Source organism: Streptomyces sp. NPDC007863, from assembly GCF_040633895.1.
Lineage (GTDB): Bacteria > Actinomycetota > Actinomycetes > Streptomycetales > Streptomycetaceae > Streptomyces.
The window spans coordinates 55136-81137 of sequence record NZ_JBEYEI010000010.1 but is presented as its reverse complement, the minus strand read 5'-3'; the positions used below and the strand labels follow the sequence as shown (position 1 = coordinate 81137).

The 26002-nt window shown below is 72.4% G+C and carries 23 protein-coding genes and 3 pseudogenes; 17 read left to right on the top strand and 9 right to left on the bottom strand.

What is annotated here, in order from left to right:
* Nucleotides 1-7 precede the first annotated feature (7 nt).
* Together ABZ621_RS17340 and ABZ621_RS17335 are read right to left on the bottom strand one after the other, a co-directional pair.
* The gene (locus ABZ621_RS17340) at nt 8-1573 is read right to left on the bottom strand and encodes an amidohydrolase (protein ID WP_360605248.1); all 1566 of its coding nucleotides are present in this window, start codon (nt 1571-1573) and stop codon (nt 8-10) included.
* 488 nt (nt 1574-2061) lie between these two features.
* Complete coding sequence (locus ABZ621_RS17335; RefSeq protein WP_360605246.1) at nt 2062-2919, bottom strand: haloalkane dehalogenase; 858 nt, start codon at nt 2917-2919, stop codon at nt 2062-2064.
* A 99-nt stretch (nt 2920-3018) separates the two neighbouring features.
* On the opposite strand from ABZ621_RS17335, the gene ABZ621_RS17330 reads away from it, so the two are divergent.
* Nucleotides 3019-3621 (top strand): TetR family transcriptional regulator, encoded by a 603-nt coding sequence (locus ABZ621_RS17330; protein WP_360605244.1) that lies wholly within the window; start codon nt 3019-3021, stop codon nt 3619-3621.
* Nucleotides 3622-3676: 55 nt separating this feature from the next.
* On the opposite strand, the gene ABZ621_RS17325 is transcribed toward ABZ621_RS17330, so the two are convergent.
* Nucleotides 3677-4195 carry a hypothetical protein gene (locus ABZ621_RS17325; protein WP_360605242.1) on the bottom strand — a complete coding sequence of 173 codons (519 nt, stop codon included), beginning with the start codon at nt 4193-4195 and terminating at the stop codon, nt 3677-3679.
* Between the two features lie 202 nt (nt 4196-4397).
* On the opposite strand from ABZ621_RS17325, the gene ABZ621_RS17320 reads away from it, so the two are divergent.
* Entirely contained in the window at nt 4398-8186 is a 3789-nt protein-coding gene (locus tag ABZ621_RS17320) for a hypothetical protein (protein WP_360605240.1), read from the top strand.
* Nucleotides 8187-8503: 317 nt separating this feature from the next.
* On the opposite strand, the gene ABZ621_RS17315 is transcribed toward ABZ621_RS17320, so the two are convergent.
* On the bottom strand, nt 8504-9109 hold the full coding sequence (locus ABZ621_RS17315) for a dihydrofolate reductase family protein (protein WP_360605238.1): 606 nt from the start codon (nt 9107-9109) through the stop codon (nt 8504-8506).
* Nucleotides 9110-9401: 292 nt separating this feature from the next.
* Here ABZ621_RS17315 and ABZ621_RS17310 point away from each other — a divergent pair.
* From ABZ621_RS17310 to ABZ621_RS17290, 5 genes and pseudogenes are all read left to right on the top strand, one after another.
* Nucleotides 9402-9536: pseudogene (locus ABZ621_RS17310) on the top strand (barstar family protein); the annotation flags it as partial.
* Between the two features lie 427 nt (nt 9537-9963).
* Nucleotides 9964-10854 carry a glutamate ABC transporter substrate-binding protein gene (locus tag ABZ621_RS17305; RefSeq protein ID WP_360605237.1) on the top strand — a complete coding sequence of 297 codons (891 nt, stop codon included), beginning with the start codon at nt 9964-9966 and terminating at the stop codon, nt 10852-10854.
* 399 nt (nt 10855-11253) lie between these two features.
* Nucleotides 11254-11535 (top strand): hypothetical protein, encoded by a 282-nt coding sequence (locus tag ABZ621_RS17300; protein ID WP_360605235.1) that lies wholly within the window; start codon nt 11254-11256, stop codon nt 11533-11535.
* Nucleotides 11536-11634: 99 nt separating this feature from the next.
* Nucleotides 11635-12107, top strand: a pseudogene (locus tag ABZ621_RS17295) (transposase); the annotation flags it as partial.
* A gap of 110 nt (nt 12108-12217) precedes the next feature.
* Nucleotides 12218-12982: a GNAT family N-acetyltransferase gene (locus ABZ621_RS17290; protein ID WP_360605606.1), complete on the top strand. Its 765-nt coding sequence runs from the start codon at nt 12218-12220 to the stop codon at nt 12980-12982.
* Between the two features lie 49 nt (nt 12983-13031).
* Here ABZ621_RS17290 and ABZ621_RS17285 read toward each other — a convergent pair whose 3' ends face one another.
* The gene (locus tag ABZ621_RS17285) at nt 13032-13376 is read right to left on the bottom strand and encodes a hypothetical protein (RefSeq protein WP_360605233.1); all 345 of its coding nucleotides are present in this window, start codon (nt 13374-13376) and stop codon (nt 13032-13034) included.
* Nucleotides 13377-13435: 59 nt separating this feature from the next.
* Between ABZ621_RS17285 and ABZ621_RS17280 the strand changes: the two are divergent.
* The 3 genes and pseudogenes from ABZ621_RS17280 to ABZ621_RS17270 form a co-directional block, all read left to right on the top strand.
* Nucleotides 13436-13994: pseudogene (locus ABZ621_RS17280) on the top strand (helix-turn-helix domain-containing protein); the annotation flags it as partial.
* Between the two features lie 87 nt (nt 13995-14081).
* The gene (locus ABZ621_RS17275) at nt 14082-14393 is read left to right on the top strand and encodes an immunity 53 family protein (RefSeq protein WP_360605604.1); all 312 of its coding nucleotides are present in this window, start codon (nt 14082-14084) and stop codon (nt 14391-14393) included.
* 322 nt (nt 14394-14715) lie between these two features.
* Entirely contained in the window at nt 14716-15240 is a 525-nt protein-coding gene (locus ABZ621_RS17270) for an ATP-binding protein (RefSeq protein WP_360605231.1), read from the top strand.
* A gap of 105 nt (nt 15241-15345) precedes the next feature.
* Here the strand turns inward: ABZ621_RS17270 and ABZ621_RS17265 are convergent, their stop codons facing one another.
* Nucleotides 15346-15768 carry a helix-turn-helix domain-containing protein gene (locus tag ABZ621_RS17265; protein ID WP_360605229.1) on the bottom strand — a complete coding sequence of 141 codons (423 nt, stop codon included), beginning with the start codon at nt 15766-15768 and terminating at the stop codon, nt 15346-15348.
* Nucleotides 15769-15855: 87 nt separating this feature from the next.
* On the opposite strand from ABZ621_RS17265, the gene ABZ621_RS17260 reads away from it, so the two are divergent.
* Nucleotides 15856-16677: an NAD(P)H-binding protein gene (locus ABZ621_RS17260; RefSeq protein WP_360605227.1), complete on the top strand. Its 822-nt coding sequence runs from the start codon at nt 15856-15858 to the stop codon at nt 16675-16677.
* A gap of 115 nt (nt 16678-16792) precedes the next feature.
* Here ABZ621_RS17260 and ABZ621_RS17255 read toward each other — a convergent pair whose 3' ends face one another.
* Entirely contained in the window at nt 16793-17149 is a 357-nt protein-coding gene (locus ABZ621_RS17255) for a hypothetical protein (RefSeq protein ID WP_360605225.1), read from the bottom strand.
* Between the two features lie 252 nt (nt 17150-17401).
* Nucleotides 17402-18268: an alpha/beta fold hydrolase gene (locus ABZ621_RS17250; RefSeq protein ID WP_360605223.1), complete on the bottom strand. Its 867-nt coding sequence runs from the start codon at nt 18266-18268 to the stop codon at nt 17402-17404.
* Between the two features lie 439 nt (nt 18269-18707).
* Here ABZ621_RS17250 and ABZ621_RS17245 point away from each other — a divergent pair, with 439 nt between their 5' ends.
* The 3 genes from ABZ621_RS17245 (at nt 18708) to ABZ621_RS17235 (ending at nt 21133) form a co-directional block, all read left to right on the top strand.
* Nucleotides 18708-19781 carry a permease gene (locus tag ABZ621_RS17245; protein WP_360605221.1) on the top strand — a complete coding sequence of 358 codons (1074 nt, stop codon included), beginning with the start codon at nt 18708-18710 and terminating at the stop codon, nt 19779-19781.
* Nucleotides 19778-20611, top strand: a complete 834-nt coding sequence (locus ABZ621_RS17240) for a TIGR03943 family protein (RefSeq protein ID WP_360605219.1) — start codon at nt 19778-19780, stop codon at nt 20609-20611. The genes ABZ621_RS17245 and ABZ621_RS17240 overlap by 4 nt, the downstream gene beginning before the upstream one ends.
* A 111-nt stretch (nt 20612-20722) precedes the next feature.
* Nucleotides 20723-21133 (top strand): Fur family transcriptional regulator, encoded by a 411-nt coding sequence (locus ABZ621_RS17235; RefSeq protein ID WP_360605217.1) that lies wholly within the window; start codon nt 20723-20725, stop codon nt 21131-21133.
* Nucleotides 21134-21259: 126 nt separating this feature from the next.
* Here ABZ621_RS17235 and ABZ621_RS17230 read toward each other — a convergent pair whose 3' ends face one another.
* Complete coding sequence (locus ABZ621_RS17230; RefSeq protein WP_360605215.1) at nt 21260-22453, bottom strand: hypothetical protein; 1194 nt, start codon at nt 22451-22453, stop codon at nt 21260-21262.
* A gap of 104 nt (nt 22454-22557) precedes the next feature.
* On the opposite strand from ABZ621_RS17230, the gene ABZ621_RS17225 reads away from it, so the two are divergent.
* The 3 genes from ABZ621_RS17225 (at nt 22558) to ABZ621_RS17215 (ending at nt 25987) form a co-directional block, all read left to right on the top strand.
* The gene (locus ABZ621_RS17225) at nt 22558-23565 is read left to right on the top strand and encodes an ABC transporter substrate-binding protein (RefSeq protein ID WP_360605213.1); all 1008 of its coding nucleotides are present in this window, start codon (nt 22558-22560) and stop codon (nt 23563-23565) included.
* 92 nt (nt 23566-23657) lie between these two features.
* Nucleotides 23658-24596: an iron ABC transporter permease gene (locus tag ABZ621_RS17220; RefSeq protein WP_360605602.1), complete on the top strand. Its 939-nt coding sequence runs from the start codon at nt 23658-23660 to the stop codon at nt 24594-24596.
* 398 nt (nt 24597-24994) lie between these two features.
* A complete protein-coding gene (locus ABZ621_RS17215) occupies nt 24995-25987 on the top strand; it encodes an iron ABC transporter permease (protein ID WP_360605600.1) in 993 nt (330 codons plus the stop codon).
* The last annotated feature ends 15 nt before the right edge of the window (nt 25988-26002 follow it).

Sequence of the window (26002 nt, the reverse complement as noted above, 5' to 3'; positions counted from 1 at the left end):
CGCACGCTCACCGCGAACCGGTGACGACGTGAGTGCGCCGTCCCGGCCGCGGAGAGCCGCCCGCGCGGGCGCCGTTCGCGACGCGCAGGAACTCCAGCCTTTCGGCGTCGACGGAACCAGCGGCCACGGTGTACACGAGTCGGGGTGCACGACGGTCTTGCGGGCCGATACGTGCGGACCGACCGCACCCTTGTCGAGCCGGCATCCGTCGGACCCCCGCCGGCCGGAAGGCGCGCTCGCGTTCCCTGGGCTGCAGGTGCAGTGCCCGGGCCAGGCTCGCGACGACCTGCACCGAAGGGCTCGTCGCGGCGTCCGGGCCGCGAGGTGCGCCCGACGTCGGGAGGCGAAAGCCGGTCGCGTCAGGGGCGCAATGCCCTGCCAGGGGTCCCGTCCGCTGGACGAGGCCACGTCCGCCGGGCGTGGGCCGCGGCTTCCCGTCGTCGTCCAGTTCGCCGTCCTGGGCTCCGAGCATCAGATAGACGCCGCCGTACGCGTTCACGAACTCGGAGACGTCGTCGTACCCCAGGGTCGGCGGGGTCTCGTACACCTTCTCCTTGCCGACGACACGCTCGACGGTCGGCAGGACGGCGTCGATCCACTTCCTGAGGTTGTGCACGGCCGGCACGTCCTGGAGGTACGCCACCTCGGCCGTGCAGCCGTACGCGGCCGCCGTCTGCTCGGCCAGGGTGGTGAGCCGCTTCTGGAGGTCCGCCATGTCGTCCTCGACCGAGCAGCGGATGGTGCCCCACAGCGTGACCGTGCCGGGCACGATGTTGAAGCGGCCGATGTCCTCGACGTGCCCGATGGTGACGGTGACCGGATCGAAGGCGGGCACCTGCCGGTACAGCTGCCCGATCCCGACCATGATCGCGCCGGCGGCGGGCATCGGATCGACACCCATCCACGGGGTGGAGCCGTGCACCTGCTGACCGGTGAGCACGATCCTGATCATGCACGAGGCGCCGAACTGGTTGCCGACCCGGTAGCCGACGTACGTGTCGGGCAGCGGGGCGAGGTGCATGCCGAACGCCATCGTCGGCACCGGGTCGTCGCACGCCCCTTCGTCGAGCATCTGCTTCGCGCCCGACTTCTCACCGGCCGGCGCGCCCTCCTCGGCGGGCTGGAAGACGAACAGCACCGTGCCGGGCAGCCGGTCGCGCAGGCCGGCCAGCACGGTGGCCGCGCCGAGCAGCATGGCGGTGTGCCCGTCGTGGCCGCAGGCGTGCGAGACCGGGAACGGTCCGCCCGGATACGTCGCGTCCACGACCGTGGAGGCGAAGCTCTCCCCGCTCTCCTCCTTCACGGGCAGCGCGTCGATGTCGGCGCGCAGCGCGACCACCCGGTCACCCGGCAGGCCGCCCCTGAGGACGCCGACCACGCCGTGGCCGGAGATCCCGGTGCGGACCTCGTCGAGTCCCAGGGAGGTCAGGTGGTCCGCGATCAGCCTGGCCGTGTTCACCTCACGGTTGGACAGCTCAGGGTTCTGGTGGAGGTGATGACGCCATGCGATGACCTGCGGTTCGACGGCCGCGGCCTGCGTGTCGAGTGCTGCGTGGACCGGATCGCCGCTCATCCGCGGCCTCCTTCGGAAGGCGCTCCTGCTGACATGTGAACGCTATGGGCTCGCTCGCCGCGCCACCGCCGCTGCTGGTGCAACCGGATGGCGGCCGAGCGGGGACAGGACCGGAGAGCCGGCCACGCCTCGGAGCAGACAGGACCGAGCGGGCGGGCCACTCGCCCGCTCGGGCCGGCCGCCGAGCGGTGGGCGCGGTGACCCGCGGTACTCGCGTGCGGCGCCTGAACGTCTGCGACGAGCGCTGCTGCCCGCGACGATCGCGTGCCGGTGGAGACGCGGGCGCCGTTCCGCGACCTGCCGGCGCCGGCGCCGGTGCCGGTGCCGTACCGACGTTCGACTCCCCGTGCGTCAGCGGGGCCGCAGACCGCGGCGCATGCCGGCCGTGTTCGCCGACCGCTCGGCGCCGCGCTTCCTGGGGTTCCTCGCCATCGGGCGACGCCCCTGAGGTGGAGCGGGAACGCCGTGAGGAACGGCGGTGTCAGGCGTCAGCGGAATCGATCGGCGATCGCCTCCGCGATCTCGCCGGGTGCGTCCTCCTGGATGAAGTGCTTCGCGTGGCGGAGTTCGACGACGTCGAGCCGGGTGAACGCGGAGCGGACCCGCGGGAGACACGCCCGCGGCCGGAACACCACGTCCCGCATGCCCCATATCGCCAGGGCGGGTTTGGCGCCGAGGCGGGTCGGCACGTCGCGGGCGAGGTCTTCGAGCAGCGGACGAGCGGCGCGGATCTCTCCCGGCATGGCGGCGAGTCCGCGCCGCGCTTCCTCCGTGGGCTGCGCCATGCGGTAGTGATCGGCTTCGGCCGTGGTCAGGGCGGGGCCGCTCCTCCCGAGGAGGAACCGCTCGACGAGGAGGTTCCGTTCGAGGATGCGCCTCTGCAGGGGGCGGCTGCTCATGACCACGCTGAACGCCCGGTTCGCCAGCTGCTCGATCGGCCAGAACGCCGTGTTGCCCAACACGATTCCCCTGACGCGATCCGCGCGCGGGACCGCCGCGCCGAGACCGATGGGACCACCCCAGTCCTGTCCCATCAGGACGAAGTCGTCGAGCCGCAGATGGTCGATCAGCTCGCCCAGGACCGCCGTGTGCTCCGCGATCGTGTAGCCGTAGCCCGCCGGGCGCTCCGACAGGCCGAAGCCGAGGTGGTCGACGGCGACGCAACGGTAGCGGCCGCGCAGCTCCTTCACGATGTTCCGGTAGAGGAAACTCCAGGTGGGAGAGCCGTGGCAGAACACGATCGGCGGTCCCGCCCCCTCGTCGATGTAGTGGACCCGGCCGGCGGACGAGTCGAACCACCGTGAGGTGAAGGGATACAGGCTCGGATCGGGAACGAAGTCGACCATCGCGCTCTTCTCCTGTTCTGCCGCTGCACCTGACGGTGCGACACACCTCTCCACTACAGGTGTAGAGTGCGAGGAACTCTACACCTGTAGCATCGAACCGTGTCTTCATCTACGACGAACGGCAGCAAACGGCGGGAGACGATCGCCGACAGCGCGATCCGTGTCATCGCTCGTGACGGCGTCCGCGCCCTGACCCATCGAGCCGTCGACCGTGAGGCGGGAATCCCGCAGGGGTCGACCTCCTACCACGCGAAGACACGGCTCGCGCTCGTGGAACTCGTCGTCGACGCGCTCGCCGCCCGGGCGAAGGCCGACGCCGAACGGCTCGCGGCGGCTCTGGACGCGGGGTTCGCACCCGGACGCCCCCTCGACGCCGACGCGCTCGCCGCGCTGATCGCAGGACTCGTGGAGGCTCTCGCGTCGCGCCGCGACGACATGAGAGCCCGTTACGCCCTCCTCCTCGAACTCCACGACGAGCCACGCGTCCGGGCGAAGCTGACGGCGGACTCCGACGTGCACGCCCTGAGCCGGCGGGTGGCGGCGACGGCCCTCACCAGAGCGGGACTGCCCGGTTCGGACGCGCACGTCGAGGACCTGATCGCCCTCACGGACTCGCTGCTGTTCCACCGGACCGCGCTCGACCCGACCGCGTCGCCCCGGGCCGTTCTCGCCGCGTACCTGCGGGGCACGGCCCTGGCCTAGACACGCGAGCGGCCGGCTCGGGGGCACAGCCCCCGGGCCGGCCACGCGGCCTGGGTCAGGCGCGAGCCCAGTAGCTCGTGATCAGGTCGGTGCCGCCGGCGTCGTCGTAGATCTTGACCAGGACGTTCTCGCCCTCCGCGAAGCTGAAGCCGATGGGGCTCGGGCTGCCCACGGCGCGGAAGCGGTCCGACGAACCGTGGGTCGCCGTCCAGATCTGCACGTAGACGGTGTCGCCGTCGGCGGCGGTGTCGTAGGCGTAGAGCGACTCGCCGTTCGGGTGGAACTCCACCTTCGAGACGAGCGTGCCCCCGTTCCGCAGCTCGACCTTGAGGGCCTCGCCGCCCGCGTCCTTCACGAAGTACGTGTCGTCCACGGAGTCGTACAGGTAGCACCCGCCGCTGGCCGGCGTGACCGTGAGGGTTCCGGCGAGCCTGGTGCAGTCATCCGTGTCCACCCGGGCGTAGCGGATGTCCAGCGTCCCGTACGCCTGGGCCGGCGCCGCCGTCCCGAACAGGATGCCGGCCATGGCGGCCGCCGACGTCAGCGCGAATGCGGTCTTCCTGCGTGCGTTCATGTGGGTTCCCCTCGGTCCGCGGATCGGGTCGATCCGGTCGGCGACTGTCGCCGTGACCTCAGTTTTCGCCGCCGCGGCATTGTCCAGCAGACCCCTCCGACCAGTGTGGACAATGCGCCGCCGGAGCGTCGGGTGGTCTTGTCGTGCCCGCGATCACGGGCCTAGCGTGGCCCGGACCGCCATCGGGGGACGGGGGAGTCGGGTGGGACGTCGTGAGCGGCCGCTGGATCCGGCGGACGGGCCCGTCGAGCAGTTCGCGTACGAGTTACGCCTGCTCCGGCAGAAGGCCGGCGGCCTCACCTACCGGGCGATGGCCGCCCGCGCGCACTACTCGGCCGCCGCCCTCGCCCAGGCCGCCTCGGGCGACCGGCTGGCGACCCTGCCGGTGGCGCTCGCCTACGTCGGCGCGTGCGGCGGCGACGTAGGCGAGTGGGCCGAGCGCTGGCGGCAGGCGAGCCGTGAACTGACCGAGCGGGCGGCGGCGGCCGACGACCCGGCCGAGGCGCCCTACCTCGGCCTGGCCCGGTTCGAGGCCGAGGACCGGGAGTTGTTCTTCGGCCGCGAGCGCCTGCTCGCCCGGCTCGTCCCGCTGGCACGCGAAGGGCGCGTCGTCGCGCTCGTCGGGCCGTCCGGCAGCGGCAAGTCCTCGCTGCTGAGGGCCGGACTGGTGCCCGTCCTGCGCGAGGCGACAGGCGCCCACCGGCCCACCGGGATCCACCTCCTCACCCCCGGCCCGCGCCCCGCCCGCACCCACGCGGAACTGCTCACGCGGGAACGCGTCGGCCGGGGCGCCGTGCTGCTCGTCGATCAGTTCGAGGAGGCGTTCACGCTCTGCGCCGACGCCGCCGAGCGCACCCGGTTCATCGACCGGCTGCTCGCCGCCGCCGGGAACGGCGCCCGGGTCGTGATCGCGGTGCGGGCCGACTTCTTCGGCCACTGCGCCGCCCACGGCCCGCTCGCGGAGGCCATCCGGGACACCACCCAGCTGGTCACTCCGATGAGCCCGGACGAGCTGCGCGCGGTGGTCGTACGGCCCGCGGCCGTCCGCGGCCTGGTCGTCGAGCGCTCGCTCACCGCCCGCATCGTCCGCGACCTCGCCGACGAACCGGGCGGCCTGCCGCTGCTGTCGCACGCGCTGCGCGAGACCTGGCGCCGCCGGCACGGTCGTACCCTCGCCGAGGACGCCTATGAGGCGGCCGGCGGGCTGCACGGTGCGCTCGCCCGCACCGCCGAGGAGTTCCACGCCGGGCTCACCCCCGCGCAGGCCGTCACCGCCCGCCGGGTCCTGCTGAGGCTGGTCGCGCCGGGCCGGGGAACACAGGACACCCGACGCCCCGCCGAACGCGCGGAGTTCGAGACCGCGGGGCCCGGCACCGCGCTCGTCATCGAGATGCTGGCCCGCGCCCGGCTGGTCACCCTCGACGGCTCGACCGTCGACCTCGCGCACGAGGCGCTGCTCACCGCGTGGCCCCGGCTGCGCGACTGGGTCGACGAGGACCGCGAGCGCCTGCACACCCAGCGCCGGCTCACCGAGGCCGCCGACGCCTGGGTCACCCTCGGCCGGGACGGCGGCGCGCTGTACCGGGGCGTGCGGCTCTCCACGGCGGCGGAGAGCTTTCCGGCCGGTGGCGACTCTCCGGACGACCTCACCCCCGTGGAGCGGGAGTTCCTCACCACGAGCGCCGCGGCGCACGACCGGGAGCGGCGCCGTCGGCGGTCCCTCACGTCAGTGTTCTGCGCGGTCCTGGTGCTCGCCCTGACGGCCGGACTGCTCGCCTGGCAGCAGAACCGGGTCGGCGAGCGGCGCCGGGTGGAGGTGGAGGCCCGCCGGATGGCCGGAGTCGCGAGCAGCCTGCGGCTCTCCGACCCGCGCACCGCGATGCGGCTCGGGCTGGCGGCCTGGCGCCTCGCCGACCTGCCGGAGACCCGGTCCGCCGTGCTGAGCGGAATGGCCCAGGAAGAACTGGACGTCTTCACCGACCCCGACGGCGACCCACGCGCGATCCGTTCACTCGGCTCCGACGGCCGCACGCTCACCAGCATCGGCCGCGACCGCGTCACCGTCCGCGACGTGGAGACCGGTACGGTCCTCCGTTCCTTCGACGGGCTCGGCGAGGACCTGGAGAAGGTCGGATGGAAGCGCGGGGACGGGGACCTGGTGACCTACTTCCCGCACGCGGGGACGGGGGAGAACGCCGGCGCGGTCGCGGTCCGTGACCTGTCGGGCCGTCGGCCGGACCTCGTGCTCGGCCCGGCGGCGGGCGGGGCGGAGATGAGCCCGAGCGGGCGGCAGGTGATCGGATACGACCGGACGGCCACCGAGTACGCGGTCACGCTGTGGGACGCGCGCACCGGGCGGGTACTCATGGAGTTACGGGCGCCCAGGGACCCGGAGGCGGACCCGACGGGCATGGAAGTCACCGAGGGGGTGTCGCAGCGGCGTTCGAGGGAACGCCGCCCGCTCGCGCCGGACAGCCCGGACGTGGCCCTCCGCCCGGACGGCCGGATGCTCGCCTTCTGCGTTCCCGGTCGGCCGCTCGAAATCTGGGATGTCGCCCGGCGGAAGAAGGCGGCCATCGGATGGACCTCCGGCCGGGACTGCCACGAGGAGAGGTACCAGTTCGTCGCCGGCGGACGTCTGCTGGCCCAGGTCCACGAGGGGAACATCCGGCTCCGCGACGTCGTCGACGGCACCGAACGGCCGCTGCTCGAGTACCGGAGGGTGGTGCGGCTCGGGGTCAGCACGGACGACGGTTACCTCGTCGCGCACACCACGACGGACGTGCTGCTCTGGCGCCTGGACACCCCGGACTGGCCGGTCGTGATCCATCAGGCCAACGGAGGGTACCCCGCCGAACCCAGGGTGGACCCGAGGACCGCCCGACTGCGGTTCCTCGCCGGACCGGAGCCGGGCGCGGAGCGCGCGGTCCACACGCTGGACGTCAGCCGTGCGGTGCGGGCCGACTGGAAGCCCGTCGCCTCGGCGGGCGCGAGATTCAGCCCGGACGGAAGCCTGCTCGTCACCGTGGAACCGCCCGGCTCGGACGGGCAGGCCCGTTTCGGGCTCGCCGACGGGAGGACCGGAGCGCCGATCGCCGAACTGCCGGGGCTGCCCTGCCGGTCCCGGCCGATCCCCGGTGTACCGGAGGAGCAGGTCGGACCACCCTGTGAGGTGTCGCTGTCCTTCCGCCCGGACGGGGGGATGCTCTCCTATTCCACCAAGGGTCCGGGGCAGGACCTGAGCGTCGGTCTCTGGGACGTCGGGCGGCGGCGCCCGGTCGCCCTGCGGGGCCGGCCGACGACCCGCTGGACGGACATCGCCCTCGCGCCGGACGGCAGGCTGGTCCTCTGGGGCCGCCCGTCAGGCATCGAACTCTGGGATCCTTCACGGGGGCGGGCGACCGGGAAGGCGACCGGCCTCCAGGGCCGCTCCTACGCCGTCCGCCCCGACGGGCGCTTGCTGGTCACCTTCGCGGGCGAGGCCGTCGAGCTGCCGGACCTGACGACGGCTCCTCGGGAGCAGGGCCCTGGCGCGGGCATCTCGTCGCTGGAGTTCAGCGCGGACAGCCGGTTCCTCGCGGTCGGGGAACGGTCGGGGCGGGTGACCCTGTGGGACGGCGGCCTCGAACGCAGCCTCGGCGGACTCACCCGTGCCGCCGCGGGCGAGGGACACGTCACGGCCCTCGCCTTCTCCCCGGACGGCCGCACGCTGGCGGCCGCCTATTTCGACGACGTCATCCAACTCTGGGACCTCGACTCCCACCTGCCCGTCGGCTCCCCGATCTCCACCGGCGGCAACCGCGTGCACGACCTGGCCTTCAGCTCCGACGGAGCGACCCTCCGCGTGGCCGGGGCGCACACGCCGCTCCGGCGGATCGACGTCACCCCGGCCGCCGCCGCGGCCGACGCGTGCCGGCGGGCGGCGGGCGGCCTCGACCGGGAGGAGTGGCGCACCCTCGTGAACGGGCTGCCCTACCGATCCACCTGCTGACCGCACCCGTACACCGCGGCTGGACGGCAACGCCCGAACCACCCGGTGCTGTCGCGACGGCACCTGCCCGGCCCAGGCGTACGAACGGCCGCCCCGACCGTGCCGGGCCAGGAGCCGTGCGAGCTCCTCAGCCGAGTTCGGGCCCGGGGCCGTGGGCCTGTCGGCCTGCCCGCACACGGCGATCGCACCCCGTCGGCACGGCCACCGAAGCCGTCGCCGGCTTCCCGTCCGGCAGGGGTGGGTACGTGTCGGTTTCGCCCCTCTGCCCTGGCCGGGCCATGCACCGCCACCCGACCGGCGCCGCTTGCGCGGCCGATTCACGCAGGGGCGCCGAGCGGCGGGTGGTCGAGCACGCGGGGCTCGTACTCGACCAGCTGGATGCGGCCGTCGAAGGTGCGGTGGTCGGTCATTTCGAGGGCGACGTCCGGGTAGCCGTCGTAGATGCGTTCCTCGCCCGTGGCGCCGGTGATCACCGGGAACATCACGACCCGGAAGCGGTCGACGAGCCCGGCTCGGAGCAGGGACCGGGACAGGCTGAGGCTGCCGATCGTGCTCAGGAGCCCCGAGCCGCTCGACTTCATGGCGCGGACCGCCTCGACGGCATCGTCGCGGACGAGCGTGCAGTTGGCCCACGTCAGCGGCTCCTGGAGCGAGGAGGAGAACACCACCTTGGTGGCCTGCGTGAGCTCGTCGACGGACGCCTCCTCCTCGGGCCTGAACTCGTCCTGTCCGCTCGGGACCTGGCCCGCGGCGAAGCCCGACATCAGGCGGTAGGTGTTCGCTCCCATCAGGTAGGTGACCTTGGGCTGCTCGCCGAGCCAGGCGAGGTACTCGGGGCCCTCCAGGCCCCAGAACCCGGGCCATCCTTCTCCCGATGCGTTGCCGTCGAGGGAGGTGATGAAGTCGACGAGAAGCTCCGACATGGCGGTGTCCTTTCCTGGGAGGTACACGAGTGTGGACCGCGCGGGAGCCGGGAACTCATCGGCCACGCTGTGGTGTCGCTGGAAAGGCCATGAGGCCGCGGCCGGACAGACGGGCCGTTCGGCTCGGCGCGTGGCTCCGGCCGGGTGCCAGGGCGGGGGAGCGCGCCCGCACCTGCCCGGCGGCGTGTCGGGCGTCGGTATGATCAGCGGCCCTGCTGGGGGAGGGGGGAGTGGGGGAGCAGCGGTGCGGGGCGGCGGGGGATGGAGGTACGAGCTCTTCGTCGGCGAGGTGTTCGCCCTGGACGGCCGGCACATCGTGGACGAAGACGGCTTCTCCTGCGCCATCGGGGAGGCCGTCGACGGACCCGGCGGATACTTCGGCTGGAACCTCGCCGCTCTGGACGACCGCCTGAGCGGCGGGTTCGGCGCCCATGCTTCCTTCACCTCGCACGGGGAATTCGCGACCGAGGCTCGGGCACGGTGGGCGGGGCGCGTACCCGTCGGCGGTCGTGAGGTGACGGGTGGTCCCCGGCGCCGAGCGCGCCCGGATCACCCTCGGACACCGCTCCCCGCTCCCCGCTCCCGCGGGGATGGTCCTGCCTGGCAGCGGCTGGAGCTGCTCCTCGCCGGGCGAGGCTGTCCGCGATGGGCGGGGCGCTGAGCTGCGGCTCGGTACGAGGAAGGGAGACGTCCCTCGCGCCGCCGGGGACGGGAAGGGGGTGGATGACCCGTTTTGGGGGTGCGATGTGTGGGTGGAGTGATGTGGCCACCTCAATTTCCGCTCAGATGTGATGACGATTCTCCGAATGTGTCTCTAGTGTCCACTCCATCGATCCGGACGGAGCAAGAGGCACATGAGCAGAGTGGCAGTGACCGAGGAGTACGGGGAGTCTTCCCCGGCCCAGGAGGGTCCGGTCGTACTGTCCGGAGTGAGGAAGCGCTTCGGCGCCGTCGCAGGCGTCGTCGTTCTTGCCCTGACCGCGAGCGGGTGCGGCGGCCTAGGGTCGGACCTCGGGGGCGAGGGCGAGAAGATCGCCATCGGCATCAAGTTCGACCAGCCGGGCCTGGGCCAGCGGACCGCGGACGGCTACACCGGCTTCGACGTCGACGTCGCCACGTACGTGGCCAAGAAGCTCGGCTACTCCGCGGACGACATCGTCTGGACGGAAGCCCCGTCGGCGCAGCGCGAGAACCTCATCAAGAGCGGTGACGTCAAGTTCGTCGTGGCGACCTACTCGATCAACGAGAAGCGCCTGAAGGAGGTCGACTTCGCCGGCCCGTACTTCCTGACCCACCAGGACCTGCTGGTCCGCGGCGACGAGGTCTCGATCACCAAGGTCGAGGACCTCAACTCCAGGAAGCTCTGCTCGGTCACCGGCTCGACCTCCGCGCAGAACGTCAAGGAGAAGCTGGCCCCCAAGGCCGGCCTCCAGCAGCTCGGCGGCTACTCCGAGTGCCTGAAGGGCCTGGAGGAGAAGAAGGTCGACGCTCTGACGACGGACGCCGCCATCCTCGCCGGCTACGCCTCGCAGCAGCAGCACTGGGGCAAGTTCAAGCTCGTGGGCCTGTCCCTGAGCGACGAGAACTACGGCATCGGCCTCAAGAAGGGCGACACCGAGCTCAAGGGGAAGATCAACAAGGCCCTGGGGGAGATGGTGGCCGACGGCACCTGGCGGAAGCTCGTGAGGAAGCACTTCAGTCTGTCGAGCTACCAGAGCGAACCCCCGCCGGCCATCCCGAGCTGACGCTCCTCTCGCGGGCGACCGGGGCCGTCGAGTACCGCCGCTCCCCGCACGCGCGGGGCTGCTCCCGCCCGTCGGCCCTCCTCGCGCGGTCCCCCTTGTCGGCAGGCCGCTTCGCCGGGTGCCGGCGGCGCGGGCTGAGGCGGGGCCGGACCGATGGGATGCCGCGTACGAGCGGTGGCCACCGACCGGCTCGCCCCGCGCTCGGGATGCGCCGAGGGCCTCACGGCAGAGCGTCGTCCAGACCCGGCCCAGGACGACCGGGCGAGAGGCCGGACGGCCTCACGGTCGGCCGGTCCTTCGTGACGGTCCCATCCGCTGGCTTGACCTTCAACGTGTGGGCCGTCGGTCAGCTGCTGGATGGGGTCGAGGTGATCTCAGGCCGCGTGGGATCATCTCGGCATGCGCCTGGTAGCTGACGGGGTCACGCCTTCCTCGCGATTGGTATTGGTCAAGGACCTCGAAACCGACGACGGTTATGCCTTCGAGCTGGCGAGCCCGCTCTTCCTGGCTGCTGGGGATCGAATCGCGTTCGAAGACGGCCGGCTTGTCGTCGTGCGGGCCGGTGGAGTGCGGCTGTCGCCGGCCGGTGACTGGTCCACTCGTTGCGGGCCCGGATCTTCGCGCCGCCGGGAGAAGCGGCTCCTCGAACGGTGCGTCGTACTTGATCACTCGGCACGGTAACCGCCGTCCACGGAAGCGGCCTTCGTCTGAACAGGTGCTCCGACCAAGGGCCACACACATTCGGCACGAAGGCCGTGAGGATGCGTCTGCTGCACCGCGATGGCCGGGGAGAGCCCGCCGGCAGAACTGTCCGGCTTCCGGGGCGAGTTCTCTTCCTGTCTCACCGCCCGTTCGGATGCTCTGTTCGAGCTGGCCGACGCGGTTCTGTGCGGTGACGGGCCGGTGAGGTCGTTGGCCGAGGTGTCGCTGGTGGGCGAACACCGCCGCGGTCCGGGAGGGCTCCACGCCGGGCTCGCCCAGGGCCGGATCGACACGGACCGGAGGCGGCGAGCCCTGGCCGCGGTGCCGCTGTCGCGGGCTGCGGCCGGCCGGCTGGTCCTGGCCGTCGACGTCACCTGCCGGCTGCGGCCGGACGCCCACACCTCACCGCAGCCGATCCTGTGCCACACCTACGGCCGGGGCAAGGACCAGCACATTCCGGTCCCCGGCCGACCCTACTCGATCATCCGGCGCCGGAACCCGGCCGCAGCTCGTGGACCGCACCCCTGGACGCCCGGCGTCTGGCACCCGGGACGACACCGCCGTGACACTGCCTGAAATGGCATGCGCTCCTCGCTCGGTCGTGCTGGGATCCATCACCATGAGTGATTACTTCTCTGGTGAAGCCGACTTGATGGACAAGATGGAACAGAACCTGGCGGAACACGCCTGCCATCTGCACCGACGCATGTCCGGCGCGACCGTCACGGAGACCGACGACCTGCTGGTCGCGGACAGCGGCTTGGACGACGACACGTTCAACATCGTGGCCGCCGCCCGCTTCACCGCAGCCGACGCCACAGCGCGCGTCGCCGAAACCATCAGCACGTTGACCCGCACCGGCCGACCCTTCTCCTGGTGGGTGGGCCCGGCCTCGACGCCATCGGAGCTCTCGGCCGGGCTGACGGCGGCAGGTCTGCCGGCCTCCGAGACCGAGGCGGCGATGTGGGCCGAACTCGACGAGACCCTGGCGTCGCCGGCTCTCCCCGGCCTGGACATCCAGCAGGTGACCGAGCCCGAACAGCTCACCGACTACGCCCTGGTCCTCGCCGCGAACTGGGACCCGCCCGCCGACACCGTCCGCAGCTTCTTCGCCCGGAACGCCGCGCAGGCACTGGCCGAGGACTGCCCGGCCCGGTACCTCGTCGGCTACGCCGGGGGCCGGCCGGTCTGCTCGGCCGAGGTGTTCCTGCACGCGGGAGTCGCCGGCATCTACAACATCTCCACCCTGGCCTCCCATCGCCGGCGCGGCTACGGCGGTGCCATCACGCTCGCGGCACTCCACACGGCCCGAGACCATGACCACCACATCGCGGTTCTCCAGGCGTCGGCCGAGGGCGAGCCCGTCTACCGGCGCCTGGGGTTCCGCTCCTGCGGCCAGTTCGTCGAACATGCCCTTACCCTCTGAGCCGTCCGGACTCCGCGGCCAGTCCGTCCGCCATCCTTGAATGTGCTGGTCACAGCCACTCGTTGATGGCCGCGGCGAGGGCGGTCGCCTCGTAGCGAACCGCCTGATCGGCCTTGTCCGGGAGGGTGCAGCGGATTCCGCGCCTGCGCAGGTGGGCGCGCGTGTGGCGGGAGGCGTACACCTTGGCCGTGATCACGACGGACATCGGCTTCTGACCCCGCTCAACAGCCAGGTACAGCTTGGTGGTCAGGCGGCCGAGCGCGTGGTCGTCCGGCTCGACGCGGATCCCGCCGGGCGGCTCCTTCTGCGGGTCCCCCTCTTCCGTGCCCGACGGCGTGCGGGTGCAGCGCCACGAGGATCCGCTGCCCCTAGTGCTGTGACCGCACAGGTTCACCGGATCGCTCGTTGTGCTGGTGGGAAGCAACGGCGCTTCCAACCAGCAGGGGAGGCGGGGTGGCACCACCGGTCAGGGTCTGGAGGCTGACGGAGCAGGAGGGGCAGAAGCTCCAGCAGATCGTTCGGCGGGGCAGTACCAGTTCGGTGCGGTTCCGGAGGGCGATGATGCAGTTGGCCTCGGCCGGCGGCAACACCGTTCCGGTCATCGCGCGGCTGGTCCAGGCGGACGAGGACACCGTCCGCGAAGTAATCCACCGCTTCAACGACATCGGGCTCGTATGCCTCAACCCTCAGTGGCCGAACAGAACCGGCCCGACCGGCTCCCGGCCACCTACCGCCGGACCCACGGCATCACCTACTTCCACGGCTGCCACTCCGTCGGCGACGACAAGCTGTGGGGGATCAACCGGCGCCGCAAGGGCATCGACCACACGTGGGCTCGCTTGCGAACGATCCGCGCCACGCGCCCGGACGGCGCCCTGATCTACGTGTCGGCCCACTTCGGTCCCCTGCGGCAGTTCACCCCGCCAACTCCCACCACCCCAACCACACCGTCCAGACCCGGGCCCCGCACGCCTACCTGCGCTGGTGCAACAAGAACGCGCGCCATCCCGACCTCCGCTGGGGCGGCAGACCACTACGAACAGCAGCCCGACCACCCAGCCCAGGGCGCCACACGGTCCCAGCAGTAGCCTCTCCTGTCATGAGCGATTCGGAGCAGCACCTTCTTGCCTGGCTACAGGACTGGTACGCGAAGCAGTGCGACGGCGACTGGGAGCACGAGTGGGGCGTGAAGATCGCCACGCTCGACAACCCCGGCTGGACCGTCGAAATCGATCTGGAGGAGACGGACCTCGAGGGACGTGAGTACCCTCGCCAAGACGTCAATCGCAACGCCCAGGACTGGGTCTGGGCCTGGACCGCTGAGAAGACCTTCCACGCGGCGTGCGGCCCCGGGAACCTTGGCGAGGCCCTTACGATCTTCCGTACATGGGCGACCACCAGCGCTCCCTGATGCTGCAGAGACGGGTGCGGGGACCCGGCGAACCTTTGCGGTCAGAGCACTAGCCAAGAAAGACGCCATCGCACCTCATGATCCGGAGTGCGCGGCATCCGTGCCTGGGGCCCGAGGATTCAGGTGATGCCCGCACGAATGTGGGCGTTGGTGAAGTAGTCGAAGTCGTGGGCCGCTGTGCGGGTGAAGTCGCGTTGCGGTTGCTGGAACTCTGGAGCGTGTCCGGGGTAATTGCCCACGCCGGGCCTGTGGCTCAGTCCGTGATCAGGCGGGGCGGAAAACCCGGTGGCCGTCTGATCGGCCGCTCTGTCACGATCCAGGCGTGACCACGTTGTTCCTGATGGTCGGCCTGCCCGGGGCCGGCAAGACCACGCGGGCTCGACAGCTCGCCGCGGAGCAGGGTGCTCTGCGCCTGACTCCTGACGACTGGATGCTGCCTCTGTTCGGGGAGGCGGAGGCGGGCGGGAAGCGCGACGTGCTGGAGGGGCGCATGCTCTGGCTCGCCTTGGAGGCGGTCAGGCTGGGCACCGACGTCGTCGTGGACTACGGCTGCTGGTCACGGGACGAACGGTCCGCGATCCGCTGGCTGGCCGAGGCCGAGGAGGCGTGCTTCCGCATGGTCTACCTGCCGGTGGACGCGGGGACCCAGCGCGCCCGTATCGCCCATCGCCGGGCGACCGCACCCGAAGAGACGCTGCCGATGTCCGAGGCCGACATCCTGTACGGGCGGGCGCACTTCGAGGAGCCCGACGCGGCGGAGCTGGAGGGCCGCAGCGCCGTCGACCCGCCGCCCGGCTGGGCGGACTGGCGGGAGTGGGCGGCCGACCGGTGGCCGTCGTTCGCCTGACCGCCGGGGCCCACGCACGCAGCCGCACCACGCGTGTCCGCAAGTGCCCGAAGCGATCCTCGACGAGGTCGCCGTCCACTGTCGGCGGATCCCCGACCCGGATCGCTAGCGGATGTCGTGGTCGGGGTGGGCACGGTCGTATGCGTGCCGGGCCTCGGCGATGACGGGACGGTGGGCGAGGGACCAGTCGGCGAGTGCCTTGACCAGGTGGGTCAGGTCGGCACCGGTCTCGGTCAGGCGGTAGTCGACCTGGGCCGGCACGGTCGCGTACACGGTGCGGAGCACGAGGCCGTCGCGTTCGAGTCTGCGCACGGTGAGGGTGAGCATGCGCTGGGAGATGCCGTCGATGGCGCGTTGGAGCTCGCGGAAGCGGCGGGGTCCGCCGGCGAGCTCGACGATCACGAGCACCGACCACTTGTCCCCGATGCGGTCCAGGACGTCGCGGATGCCGCAGTCGGGGTGGTCCTCGCGTCCGCAGGGGTCGAGTTCGGCGGGGGTGGTGGTTACCCCGGTGTGCGTGAGTGACATCGAACTGCCTTCTTGTGGCCGATGGGCGTGCGGTCGAGGATCAAGCGTAGTTACCGATGAGAACCACGACGGAAGAATTGATCGATCATGATTTTGGTGACCGGAGCGAACGGAAACCTCGGCTCGGCCACGCTTGCGGCGCTGCGTGCCCGTGGTGCCGTGGCGATGGGCGGCAGCCGTACGCCGGGTGAGGGCATGCGGGGTCTTGACTTCGACGACCACGCGAGCGTCGACCTCGCCGGTGTGTCCACTCTGGTGCTGGTCTCCGCCGGGTATGCCGAAGACGACCAGGTCGTCGGGCGGCACGCGGCGGTACTGGACGCCGCCGTCCGCGACGGCGTCCGCCACGTCGTCTACACGAGCCTGACCACGGCCGGCGATCACCTCGGCTTCGCGCTGGCTCACCGGGCGACCGAACGCCTGGTGCGGGAGAGCGGGTTGCCGTGGACCATCCTGCGCAACGGCCTCTACGCCGAGCTCTTCGGCGGTCTGCTCATGTGGACCGGTAGCGGTGTGGAGTCCGCGTTCGGGGACGGAGCCCTGGCCGCGGTCGTACGAGAGGACCTGGCCGAGGCCGCGGCGATAGTGGCGGCGAACGCGGCACCTCACAGCGGGCGGGTCTACGACCTCGTCGGCACGCCGATCACGGCACGGCAGGTGGCCGACGAACTCGGCGTCGCGCATGGAGCGATCAGTCTGGGCGAGTACCGTCGCAGGCTGCTCGACGAGACGCCGGGGCTGTTGCCGTTCCAGCCGCCGATGCTCGCCTCGATCGCCACCGGTATCCGGCACGGCTTCCTCGACGGCACCGCACCCGACCTCACCGACCTCCTCGGCCGCGCGGCCCGCGATCCCCTGGCAGCGGCCGCAGCGGCCGCGTCCGCCGGCAGGCCGGGAGCGAGTGTGTAGCGGCCGCGAAGCGAGCCCCTTCAGTGGTGACGCCTGGGCGCAGGCGTGGGCGGTGACGAGGGCTGTGGCGTCTGGTGCGGCCGGCCAAGGGCCGTCCCGCCATGACTGCTCGTGGTTACGGCAACGGTGGAGTGTCGTCCATCGTCTGCAACAACTTCCGGGCAGGCATCGCCTCCTCCGGCCGCACGGAGGAAGCGACACCGTCGATGACTGGTCGGCCTGCTTGCACAGCTGCCCTTGCAGCCGTCTCCCAGCCGGTAAGGAACGGAACCGTGGGAGCCGTCGCCTCGCCGACGATGAAACCCAGCGCACAGACGGCGTCGCCCAGGTCATCGATGGCGACGCGGGTCGTGTCCTCATCCCCGTAGGCGATCCGGGACAGCAGAGGAGGAATGCCGCCGGCCCCGGCCCCCGTCGCGTCGCGCAGTTCTCCCCAGCGGACCGTGAAGACGCTCCTCAACAGACTTCCCACAACCTGCCCCTCCTCAGAGGCCCTCGCGCCGCTCCGGCGGCGCTATAAGCATGGTGCAGTCTCGGGTGAGGACCTGACCAGGCAGCCTGCGAACGGGCAGTGGCACGGGGTCCACTCGGCTGCTTCGGCGGGCCGGTGGCCGTGCTGCGGGCCGAGAGGGGGCCGATGGGGTCGGCCGGGGGATGCCGCTGAAGGGAAGAGGACAACGCCTCTGACCGTCAGGTCAGGGCCCTCGACGCGTCCGAGCGAGGTTCAGGAGAGGTGCTGCCGGAAGAAGGCGGCGGCCTCCCCGCCCACCCTGTCACGGATGGCGGTGCGGGCGGATTCCGGCATGAAGAAGTCGTCGTGGCGAACGTCGGGGCCGGCCGAGCAGCCGCTGGCGCTGGGGATGTGGTCCAGGTAGGGGCGGGTGTCGACCTCGTAGGGGTTGACCGCGTCCGCTCCGCCCCAGCGGACGCCCACCGGCACCCGTACGTTCTCCAGGCTCTCGCGGGTCACGAGACCGCCGACTCCGGGAGCCACTTGGAAGACCGCCCGGACCCGGGGGTCGGAGAGGTCCGCCCCGGCGCCGTCCAGCGTGTGCCGCAGGGACTCGTCGAGTGGGTACTTCTTCCGCAGCGCCTCCAGCGCGCCGGGGAACTCGGGGATCTCCGGCAAGGGAACCTCCCCCGCCAGCACCGCCCACAGAATCCGCGGATCGACACGAGCTCCGGCGAGGGCCGCCGCCGTGTAGCCGCCGAGGGAGAAGCCCGCCGCACCGATCGGCCCGAGGGGCCGCTCGCGGGCAAGCACGTCGAGGACGAAAGAGACGTCGCGAGGCCGTTCCCACACGTGGAGAAAGCCTTCCGGCTCGTACCCGTCGACGAAGTTGTTGCCGTGGTGGTCCAGAGCGACGACGCGGAAACCCGCCTCGCGGAGCGGTCGCGCCAACCAGCCCATACGGCTGCCGGAACCTCCGGTGCCGTGCGAGACGACCACCAGTGGCGCGGGCCGAGCCGGCGGCCGGTCCGGTTCCCACTGGTAGATACGGACCGGTCTCGGACGGGCCGGCTCCCGCAGGTCGCTCCGGGACTCGTCGTAGAGGACACGTATCAGTCGCTGCCGCTCGGGGATCGTCATGGCGACATCGTAGGTTCGGTTCGGCCCGAACGATGAGGAGCAGGTCGCCGCCATGCGTTGACCGCGTCGACCTGGCGGTCGACCTGGGCGGTGGCGTCGACGAAGACCGGCGGTCCGTCGAACCTCGTGGCCACTGTTCGGAGCCGCCCCCCGGGTCTGCCGAAGGCGTTCGGCGCGGAATTTCGGTAGGACTCCCGAGGGCCTCGCCCTCGCCTGCGCGGCATGCACGCGCACGCGAGAACAGGGGCCCTGCCGGGGTGAGTTCTGCGGTCGAGGGGGCCGGCGCCGCCGGCTACGTCGTCGGATCAGGACCGGTCCGGCAGGTCTAGATGAAGATGATTATCATCGGCTAGTGTGTGCCCGCTCGCGCCGGGTGACCTCCGGAACGAGTTCGATCGTTCCGCCGGACCACGGCGGACTGGAGGGTAGGGGGCGCGGCATGGCCGAGGTCTCGGCGAAGGCGAAGGCCAGGGTGAAGCCCGAGGTGAAGGCGAAATCGCCGTTCGTACCGCATTTCGGGCCGCCGGCCGGGAAGCGCGCGGCCGGGGAGGCGCGCCCGCGCCGTGGCGGGGCGGGTGCGGTGGTGGTCGCGGTGACGGTGGGCGCGGTGCTCGCGGGGCCCTGGCTGGAGAGGCTGTTCGGGATCGCGGCGATCGGTGCCTGGCGGACGCTGCTCGTCGCCATCGTCGTACAAGGCGTACCGTTTCTCCTTCTCGGGACCGTCGTCTCGGCGGCCATCGGCGCCTTCGTCCCCGCCCGGGTCTTCTCCCGGGTGCTGCCCCGCAACCCCGCCCTCGCGGTTCCGGTCGCCGGGGCAGCCGGGGTGGTCCTCCCCGGCTGCGAATGCGCCTCGGTGCCCGTCGCGGGGAGTCTGATGCGCCGCGGTGTGACCCCCGCCGCCGCTCTGACCTTCCTGCTCGCCGCACCCGCCGTGAACCCGGTGGTCCTCGTCTCGACGGCCATCGCGTTCCCCAACAGCCCGGAGATGGTGGCCGCTCGGTTCGCCGCCTCGCTCGTCACCGCGGTCGCCATGGGCTGGCTGTGGCTCAGGCTGGGACGCGAGGAGTGGCTGCGGCTGCCGACGGGGGAGGGGGACCCCGCTCCGGGCGCGAGCCGGCTGAGGGCCTTCCGGCGCGGGCTGCAGCACGACTTCCTGCACGCGGGCGGATTCCTGGTGGTCGGCGCCATGGCGGCGGCGACGTTCAACGTGCTCGTGCCGCCCTCCGTACTGGAGGTCTTCTCGGGATCGCCCTGGCTGGGCGTCCTCGTGGCGGCGGTGCTCGCGGTCCTCCTGTCGGTGTGTTCGGAGGCGGACGCGTTCGTCGCCGCCTCCTTCGCCGGCTTCTCGCCCACCGCCCGCCTCGCCTTCATGGTCGTGGGGCCGATGGTCGACATGAAGCTCATCGCCCTGCAGTCGGGAGCCTTCGGGCGGGCGTTCGCGGTGCGCTTCTGCGCCGCCACGTTCGTCGTGGCGGTCCTGTGCTGCGTACTCGTCGGAGGCCTGTTCCTGTGAGCGGACGACCCACCCCCACGCGACCCCCGCGTCCCCTGGGCGAACTCGCCCTGCCCGTCCTGCTGGTGCTCACCGGCGCGGCCCTGCTGCGCGCCACCGTCGGCAGCGACATGTACCTCCGGTACGTCAAGGAGGGTCTGTGGCCCTACCTCGTCGCGTCCGGCGTCCTGCTCGTCCTGCTGGGCCTCGCCGGCACCGGCGCCGAGGTGGTGCGCCGCCTCCGCCAGCCCGTCCTGAGGCGGGACGCCTCCGGTCGTGGGTACTGGCGCGACCCGTCCGACGACTACGCGGAGGCCCACCACGGGCACGGGCACGGGCACGACCACGGTGGTGCGCCGCGCGTCGCCTGGCTCCTCGCCGGACCCGCCCTCACCCTCCTCTTCGTCGCCCCTCCCGCGCTCGGTTCCTTCACGGCCTCACGGGACGGTGCGGGGGCCCGGGTCGAACGCTCCGCCTACGAGGAGTTGGCGGACGGGCCGACCACGCCGATGGCCCTGGAGGAGTTCATCGGGCGCTCCGTGTACGACCCGATGGGCCTGCGCGGGCGCAAGATCCGACTCCTCGGGTTCGTCACCGCGGGCGAGAGCCCGGAGACGTGGTACCTCAACCGGCTGAAGGTCGGCTGCTGCGCGGGCGACGCCCGGACCCTCCGCGTGGAGATGCGGGGAGCGCGGGCGCCCGGGGTGGACACCTGGGTCGAGGTCACCGGTGTCTGGCGCGTCGCCGACGTCTCCTCCGACCGGCCGGTCCCGACCATGGACGTCGGCGCCGTCGAGCCGGTCGCCAAGCCCCGCAATCCCTATCAGGACGCACCGCCCGCGGGTGACTGAGCCGGACCTCGTCGCGCCGTCGAGGAACGGCGCCGTCGCCGATCGAACATGGACATGAATTTCATGAGCACATACGCTCTGTGCCGTCACGTGTGAAAGGAGTGGTACGAGGTGGCCGAGAGGTCGACACGGCAGCGGGCGGCGGTTGTCGCCGCCTTGACGGAGTCCCTGAGGTTCGTCTCCGCCCGGCATCTGTACGGCGTGCTCTCGGAGGCCGGGGCGGGGGTGGGGCGTACGACGGTCTATCGCGTGCTCCGGTACCTGGAGGCCACGGGGCGCGTCGACGTCGTCCAAGTGCAGGGCGGAGAGCGGCTGTTCAGGCTGCGCGGGGTGGAGGGCCACCGCCATCACCTCATCTGCCGGTTCTGCCGCGTCAGCCGGCCCGTCGACGCGCGTTCCGTCGAGCGGTGGGCGGTCCGGGTGGCCGGTGAGCGGGGCTTCACGGCGGTGGAGCACACCGTCGAGCTCGTCGGTGTCTGTGGGCCTTGCCATGCCCGTCGCCTCCGGGCGGCGGCCCCGTAGGTGTCCGGCTCCACCAGCCAGCCAGCCAGCCAGCCAGCCAGCCGGCCGGGCGGCCGACCGGACGCTCGATCGCCCGTGAGTCGTCGGGGAGTCGTGGCCCGGTCCGGGTCCCCGGGCCTGGCGGGTTCAGCGTCCCACGGTGTCGCGGTCCGGGCCGTCGGGCTGGGGGAGGAGGATCGCGTGGCCGCCGTGGTGGAGGGGCGTGTCCAGCTTCACCCGGTGGGCCTCCTCGCCGGACTCCGTGTCGATGAGGTGGACCTCGCCGTGGCCGCCCCGGGTCACGGCCACCGTGTCCGCGTTCGGGGAGGCGGTCACCGCGCGGCGCTGCACGCCCTCCCAGGGCGTGTGGCCGCGGCCCGGTGCCCCCTCCATGGCGGGCAGGGGAATCTGACGGATCGTCGAGTCGGCGTCCAGGAGGACCAGTTCGTCACCGTCGGGGTGGATGCGGGCGAAGGCGGTGGCGTTGCGGGCGAGGGCCAGGCGGAAGACGAGGCCCCGTCCGAGCTCCGTCAGGGTCGTTGCTCCGGTGTCCAGGTGGTGGCACCAGGCCTGGTTCGTCCACTCCGGCCAGCGCAGCGGATCCGTCGGCCCGCCGCGCAGGGTGGACCACAGGGCGCGCCGGCGGGGATCCAGCCGCAGGTACCAGCCGCGTGCGGCGGCCCCCCACGGGATCGGCTCCTCCATGGCCAGGTCCCCGTCCTTCCGTCGCGCCCGGTGGACCCCCTGGCCCGTGGCGGCGAACACCCGCTCGGCCGAGGGGTCCTGGGCGTCGCCGTGTCCGTCGTCCGGCAGGGAGTGGGACGCGATCGGCGTGACCTCGGGGCAGCCGGGCGGTGCGGCGAGGAGCTCGGCGAAGCGGTGGACCGCGAGGGCTCCCGGTTCGCGGTGCCGCAGGACGACGAGCGGTTCGTCGGAGCCCAGCACCGTGACGCCGGGCTCTCCCGGCCGGGTGCGGACCCGGGCCGCGTCCCCCGTCTCCAGGTCCACGACGGTGAGCAGGTCGGACCACGGGGCGGTGTTCCTGCCGAGGCCGGTCGTGACGGCCACCCACCGGCCGGAGGGGTCGCTCGCCAGGTGTTCCGCCGGTGTGGCCACGGGGATCGCGGACCGCACCGGCTCCCGGCCGTACGGGTCGAGCACGAGCAGTTCGCCGCGCCGGTCGTCGACGCAGGCCACCCGGCCCCCCGGCAGGGGCAGGAAGCCGGCGTGCTCGGAGAGGTGGCGCCCCGGTATCCGTCCGGCCACGGTGCCGTCCCGCGCGGTGACGAGGTGGACGGCGCCGTCGACGTGGTCGGAGACCAGGAGCAGGGGGTCGGTCATCAGGGGTCCTCCGTGGGCATCTTGGAGCATGATGAAAATGATTATCATGTATGGTCGGTGCGTTTCCCGATCCTGACAAGACCCGAAAAGAAGCGAGGGCACCGATGCCGCGTTCACTCCTCAGACGCACACGAAGCGGACTTGCCGCACTGATCATGGGATCCGTCCTGCTGGGCTGCGGCACGACCGGGGAGGCCCCCGCTGGCAAGGCCGAGGCCGAAGGGGCCGGGGCCGGGGCTGGAGGAGCGGGCGGCGCCGTCACCGAGGTCACGGTGAGGCCCATCGAGGAGACCCGCCGGCTGACGGACGCCCGGGGCGTCGACGTCGCGCCGAAGCGGAAGCCCGAGCGCATCGTCTGCCTCGTGGCGCTCTGCGACGACATCCTGACCGAGCTGGGCATCGTGCCCGTGGCCACCAACAGCAAACTCCTCGCCCACCCGGGGTTCCTGGGGGAGGAGAAGGCGAAGGAGGTGGCGGTCGTCCCCGGCGGATTCATAGCCCCCGAGGTCGAGGCCATCCTCTCCCACGAGCCCGACCTCGTCATCGGTCTCCAGGACACCCACGGCAAGCTCGCCCCCGCCCTCCAGGGCGCGACCACCTTCTGGCCCGTGCAGCCCACCACCTGGGAGGAGAGCGTCGGCTACCTGCGGGACGTCGCCGCCCTCACCGGGCGTACGGCGCAGGGCGAGAAGGCGGAGCGGACCTTCCGGACCAAGCTCGCCGCGGCCGAGCGGCCCAGGAGTGACAAGACGGCGCTGATCATCTACGGCAGCGACGAGAACTTCGGAGTCGCCACCCCCGGCACCGACGTGGTCGCGGGCCTGTTCCCGAAGGTCGCCGACTACCCCTGGAAGTCCCGTGGCGTCGAGGGCAGTTACAGCCTCGAGGAGATCCTGGCGAAGGGCGTGGACGTGCTCTTCGTCGAGACGATGAGCTTCGGCCCGCCGGACGGGCAGCTGTCGGAGAAGCTGGCGAAGAACCCGCTCTGGGGCAAGATCCCGGCCGTCCGGAACGGAGACGTCCACGAGGTGGACTCCGAGGTGTGGGCCAAGGGACGCGGCACGCGCTCCATGGGCCTCGTCCTCGACGAGGCCACGGCCGCGCTGAGGTGAGCGGGCCCGTCGAGACCGCGGCGCCGCGGGCCCGTTCCGCCGCCGGGCCCCGGGAAGGGCCGGTGGCGGTACGGGCCTGGGCGCAGCCGGCCGTGCTCGTGGCCCTCCTCGCGGGGGCCGCGTGGTGCGCCCTGTGCCTCGGCACGCCGTACGTACCGCCGCACCGGCTCTTCGGCGGCGAGGACGAGATCGCCCGGGTCGTCGTCACCGAACTCCGGGTCCCGCGGCTGGTCCTCGCGCTCGTCGCCGGCGCCTGCCTCGGGGCCGCCGGGCTCGTGCTGCAGGAGGCCCTGCGCAATCCCCTCGCGGTCCCCGAGATGCTGGGCGTGTCCTCGGGGGCCGCCCTCGGAGTGGCGGCCCCCCTGGTCCTCGCCGTGTCGGTGCCCGCCGCCGTCGAGCCGCTGCTGGCCATCGGCGGGGCGGCCCTCGGCGGCGGGCTGACCCTGCTCGCCGCGGGACTCGGCCGCAGCCCGTCCGCCGTCCTGCTCACCGGGGCGGCGGTCGCCGCCGCCCTGCAGGCCGCCCTGCTCGTCCTCATGGTGATGGCGGACCAGCTCGACCTCCAGCTGATCTACCGGTACCTCCTCGGCTCGCTCTCCGCGCGTACGTGGGAGGACGTGACGGGCCTGTGGCCGTGGCTGCTCGTCGCGGCCCCCGCCCTCGTCCTGTGCGCACCGGTGCTGGCGGTGCTGCGGCTCGGCGACGACGACGCGGAGGCGCTTGGCGTGCGCGTGCGGCGTGCGCGGTTCACGGCCCTCGCCGTCGCCGTCGTCCTCATCGCCCCGGTGACCGCCGTGTGCGGCCCCGTGGCGTGGGTCGGATTCCTCGCCCCGCACCTGGCCCGCCGCCTCAACCCGCTTACCGACGCGGTGGGTTGGCTTCCCTGGTCGGCGGCTTGGGGCGCGGCCGTGGTGGCCGTCGCCGACGTGCCGGCCCGGCTCGCCCTGGCCCCGGTGGAGACACCGGCCGGCGCCTGGACGGCGCTGCTCGGTGTCCCGGTCGGAGTGGCGCTCCTACGGAGGCGACGATGACGGAGACCTCGAAGCGTGGGAAGCCGGAGCGTCCGGGGACCGGGGCGGCGGAGAGCCCGACGGATGCGCCGACCGGGACGGCTGCGCCGACCGAGACGACCGAGACGACTGAGACGACCGAGACGACCAGGACGACCAGGACGACCAGGACGACTGAGACGGCCGTGCTGCCGGAGACTGCCGTGCCGACCGCTCCGGCCGAGACGCCTGCTCCTGCCGTGCCGACCGCTCCGGCCGAGACGCCTGCTCCTGCCGTGCCGACCGCTCCGGCCGAGACGCCTGCTCCGGCCGTGCCGACCGCTCCGGCCGAGACGCCTGCTCCTGCCGGGACGTTTGCTCCGGCCGCCCCGACCGCCCCGGCGGTACGGCGTTCGGCGAAGGCCGTACGGCGGTTCGCCCTGCTCGGTGTGTTGCTTCTCCTGGCCGCGGGCGCCTCGCTGCTCGCGGGCCGGGCCCTCTCCCTGGGCGCGGTCGTGGACGTGCTGACGGGCGGGGGAGACGCACTCGCCCGCCACGTGTTCTTCCGGCTGCGGTTGCCGCGCATGCTGGTGGCCCTCGGTGCGGGGGCCTGTCTCGGGGCGGCCGGACTGGTCCTCCAGTCGGCCCTGCGCAATCCGCTGGCCGGACCCGAGGTCACCGGCGTGACCCCGGGCGCGGTGCTCGGTGCCGTCACCGCCACCGGGCTCGGACTCGCCGGCTGGCAGTCGCCGTTCGCCGTGGTCGTCGCGGCGTACGCGGGCGGCTGCGCGGGGGCGGGGCTGCTGTGGCTGCTCAGCGGACGGGGCGGGGGCGACCCCGCGCAGACCGTGGTGCACGGCGTGCTCGTCTCCGCGGTGCTCGGCGGGCTCACCGCGATGGTGCTCCTGGTCGCACCCGGCGAACTCGGCAGCGTCGTGCAGTGGCTCGTCGGCAGCACGGAGGGCCGGGTCTGGGAGCACTGGCACCTGCTCTGGCCCTGGGCGCTGCCCTGGTTCCTCGGCACGTGGCTGATGACGGGGCCGCTGACCCTGCTGCGCTGCGGCGACGAACTCGCCTCCGCGGCGGGCCTGTCGGTCGCCCGCGCTCGGACGCTCGCCCTGTTGTGCGCGGTGGCGCTGACGGCGGGCGCCGTCGCCTCGGTGGGCGCGCTGGGGTTCGTGGGGCTGCTCGTCCCGCACCTGGCGGTGGCGCTCTTCGGCGCCGACCTCCGGCTCGCGCTGCCCGGCGCCGCGCTGCTGGGTGCGGTCGTGGTGTGCGGAGCGGACGCGGCGGCCCAGGGGGCGTCGCGGCTGCTGGCGCTGGCCGGGGAGGAGGCGGACCGGATCACGCTGCCCGTCGGTGCGCTGACCACGTGCGCCGGCGCCGTCCTCCTGCTGGTCGTGGTGCGCCGTACCGCGAGCCGGAGTTCTTAGGGGCGTGCCGGCCGG

Bases quoted from the DNA above. Each gene is read 5' to 3' on its own strand.
- ABZ621_RS17340 (WP_360605248.1), bottom strand. From the start codon at position 1,573: ATGAGCGGCGATCCGGTCCACGCAGCACTCGACACGCAGGCCGCGGCC.
- ABZ621_RS17335 (WP_360605246.1), bottom strand. From the start codon at position 2,919: ATGGTCGACTTCGTTCCCGATCCGAGCCTGTATCCCTTCACCTCACGG.
- ABZ621_RS17325 (WP_360605242.1), bottom strand. From the start codon at position 4,195: ATGAACGCACGCAGGAAGACCGCATTCGCGCTGACGTCGGCGGCCGCC.
- ABZ621_RS17315 (WP_360605238.1), bottom strand. From the start codon at position 9,109: ATGTCGGAGCTTCTCGTCGACTTCATCACCTCCCTCGACGGCAACGCA.
- ABZ621_RS17305 (WP_360605237.1), top strand. From the start codon at position 9,964: ATGAGCAGAGTGGCAGTGACCGAGGAGTACGGGGAGTCTTCCCCGGCC.
- ABZ621_RS17300 (WP_360605235.1), top strand. From the start codon at position 11,254: ATGCGCCTGGTAGCTGACGGGGTCACGCCTTCCTCGCGATTGGTATTG.
- ABZ621_RS17290 (WP_360605606.1), top strand. From the start codon at position 12,218: ATGGAACAGAACCTGGCGGAACACGCCTGCCATCTGCACCGACGCATG.
- ABZ621_RS17275 (WP_360605604.1), top strand. From the start codon at position 14,082: ATGAGCGATTCGGAGCAGCACCTTCTTGCCTGGCTACAGGACTGGTAC.
- ABZ621_RS17265 (WP_360605229.1), bottom strand. From the start codon at position 15,768: ATGTCACTCACGCACACCGGGGTAACCACCACCCCCGCCGAACTCGAC.
- ABZ621_RS17260 (WP_360605227.1), top strand. From the start codon at position 15,856: ATGATTTTGGTGACCGGAGCGAACGGAAACCTCGGCTCGGCCACGCTT.
- ABZ621_RS17250 (WP_360605223.1), bottom strand. From the start codon at position 18,268: ATGACGATCCCCGAGCGGCAGCGACTGATACGTGTCCTCTACGACGAG.
- ABZ621_RS17245 (WP_360605221.1), top strand. From the start codon at position 18,708: ATGGCCGAGGTCTCGGCGAAGGCGAAGGCCAGGGTGAAGCCCGAGGTG.
- ABZ621_RS17230 (WP_360605215.1), bottom strand. From the start codon at position 22,453: ATGACCGACCCCCTGCTCCTGGTCTCCGACCACGTCGACGGCGCCGTC.
- ABZ621_RS17225 (WP_360605213.1), top strand. From the start codon at position 22,558: ATGCCGCGTTCACTCCTCAGACGCACACGAAGCGGACTTGCCGCACTG.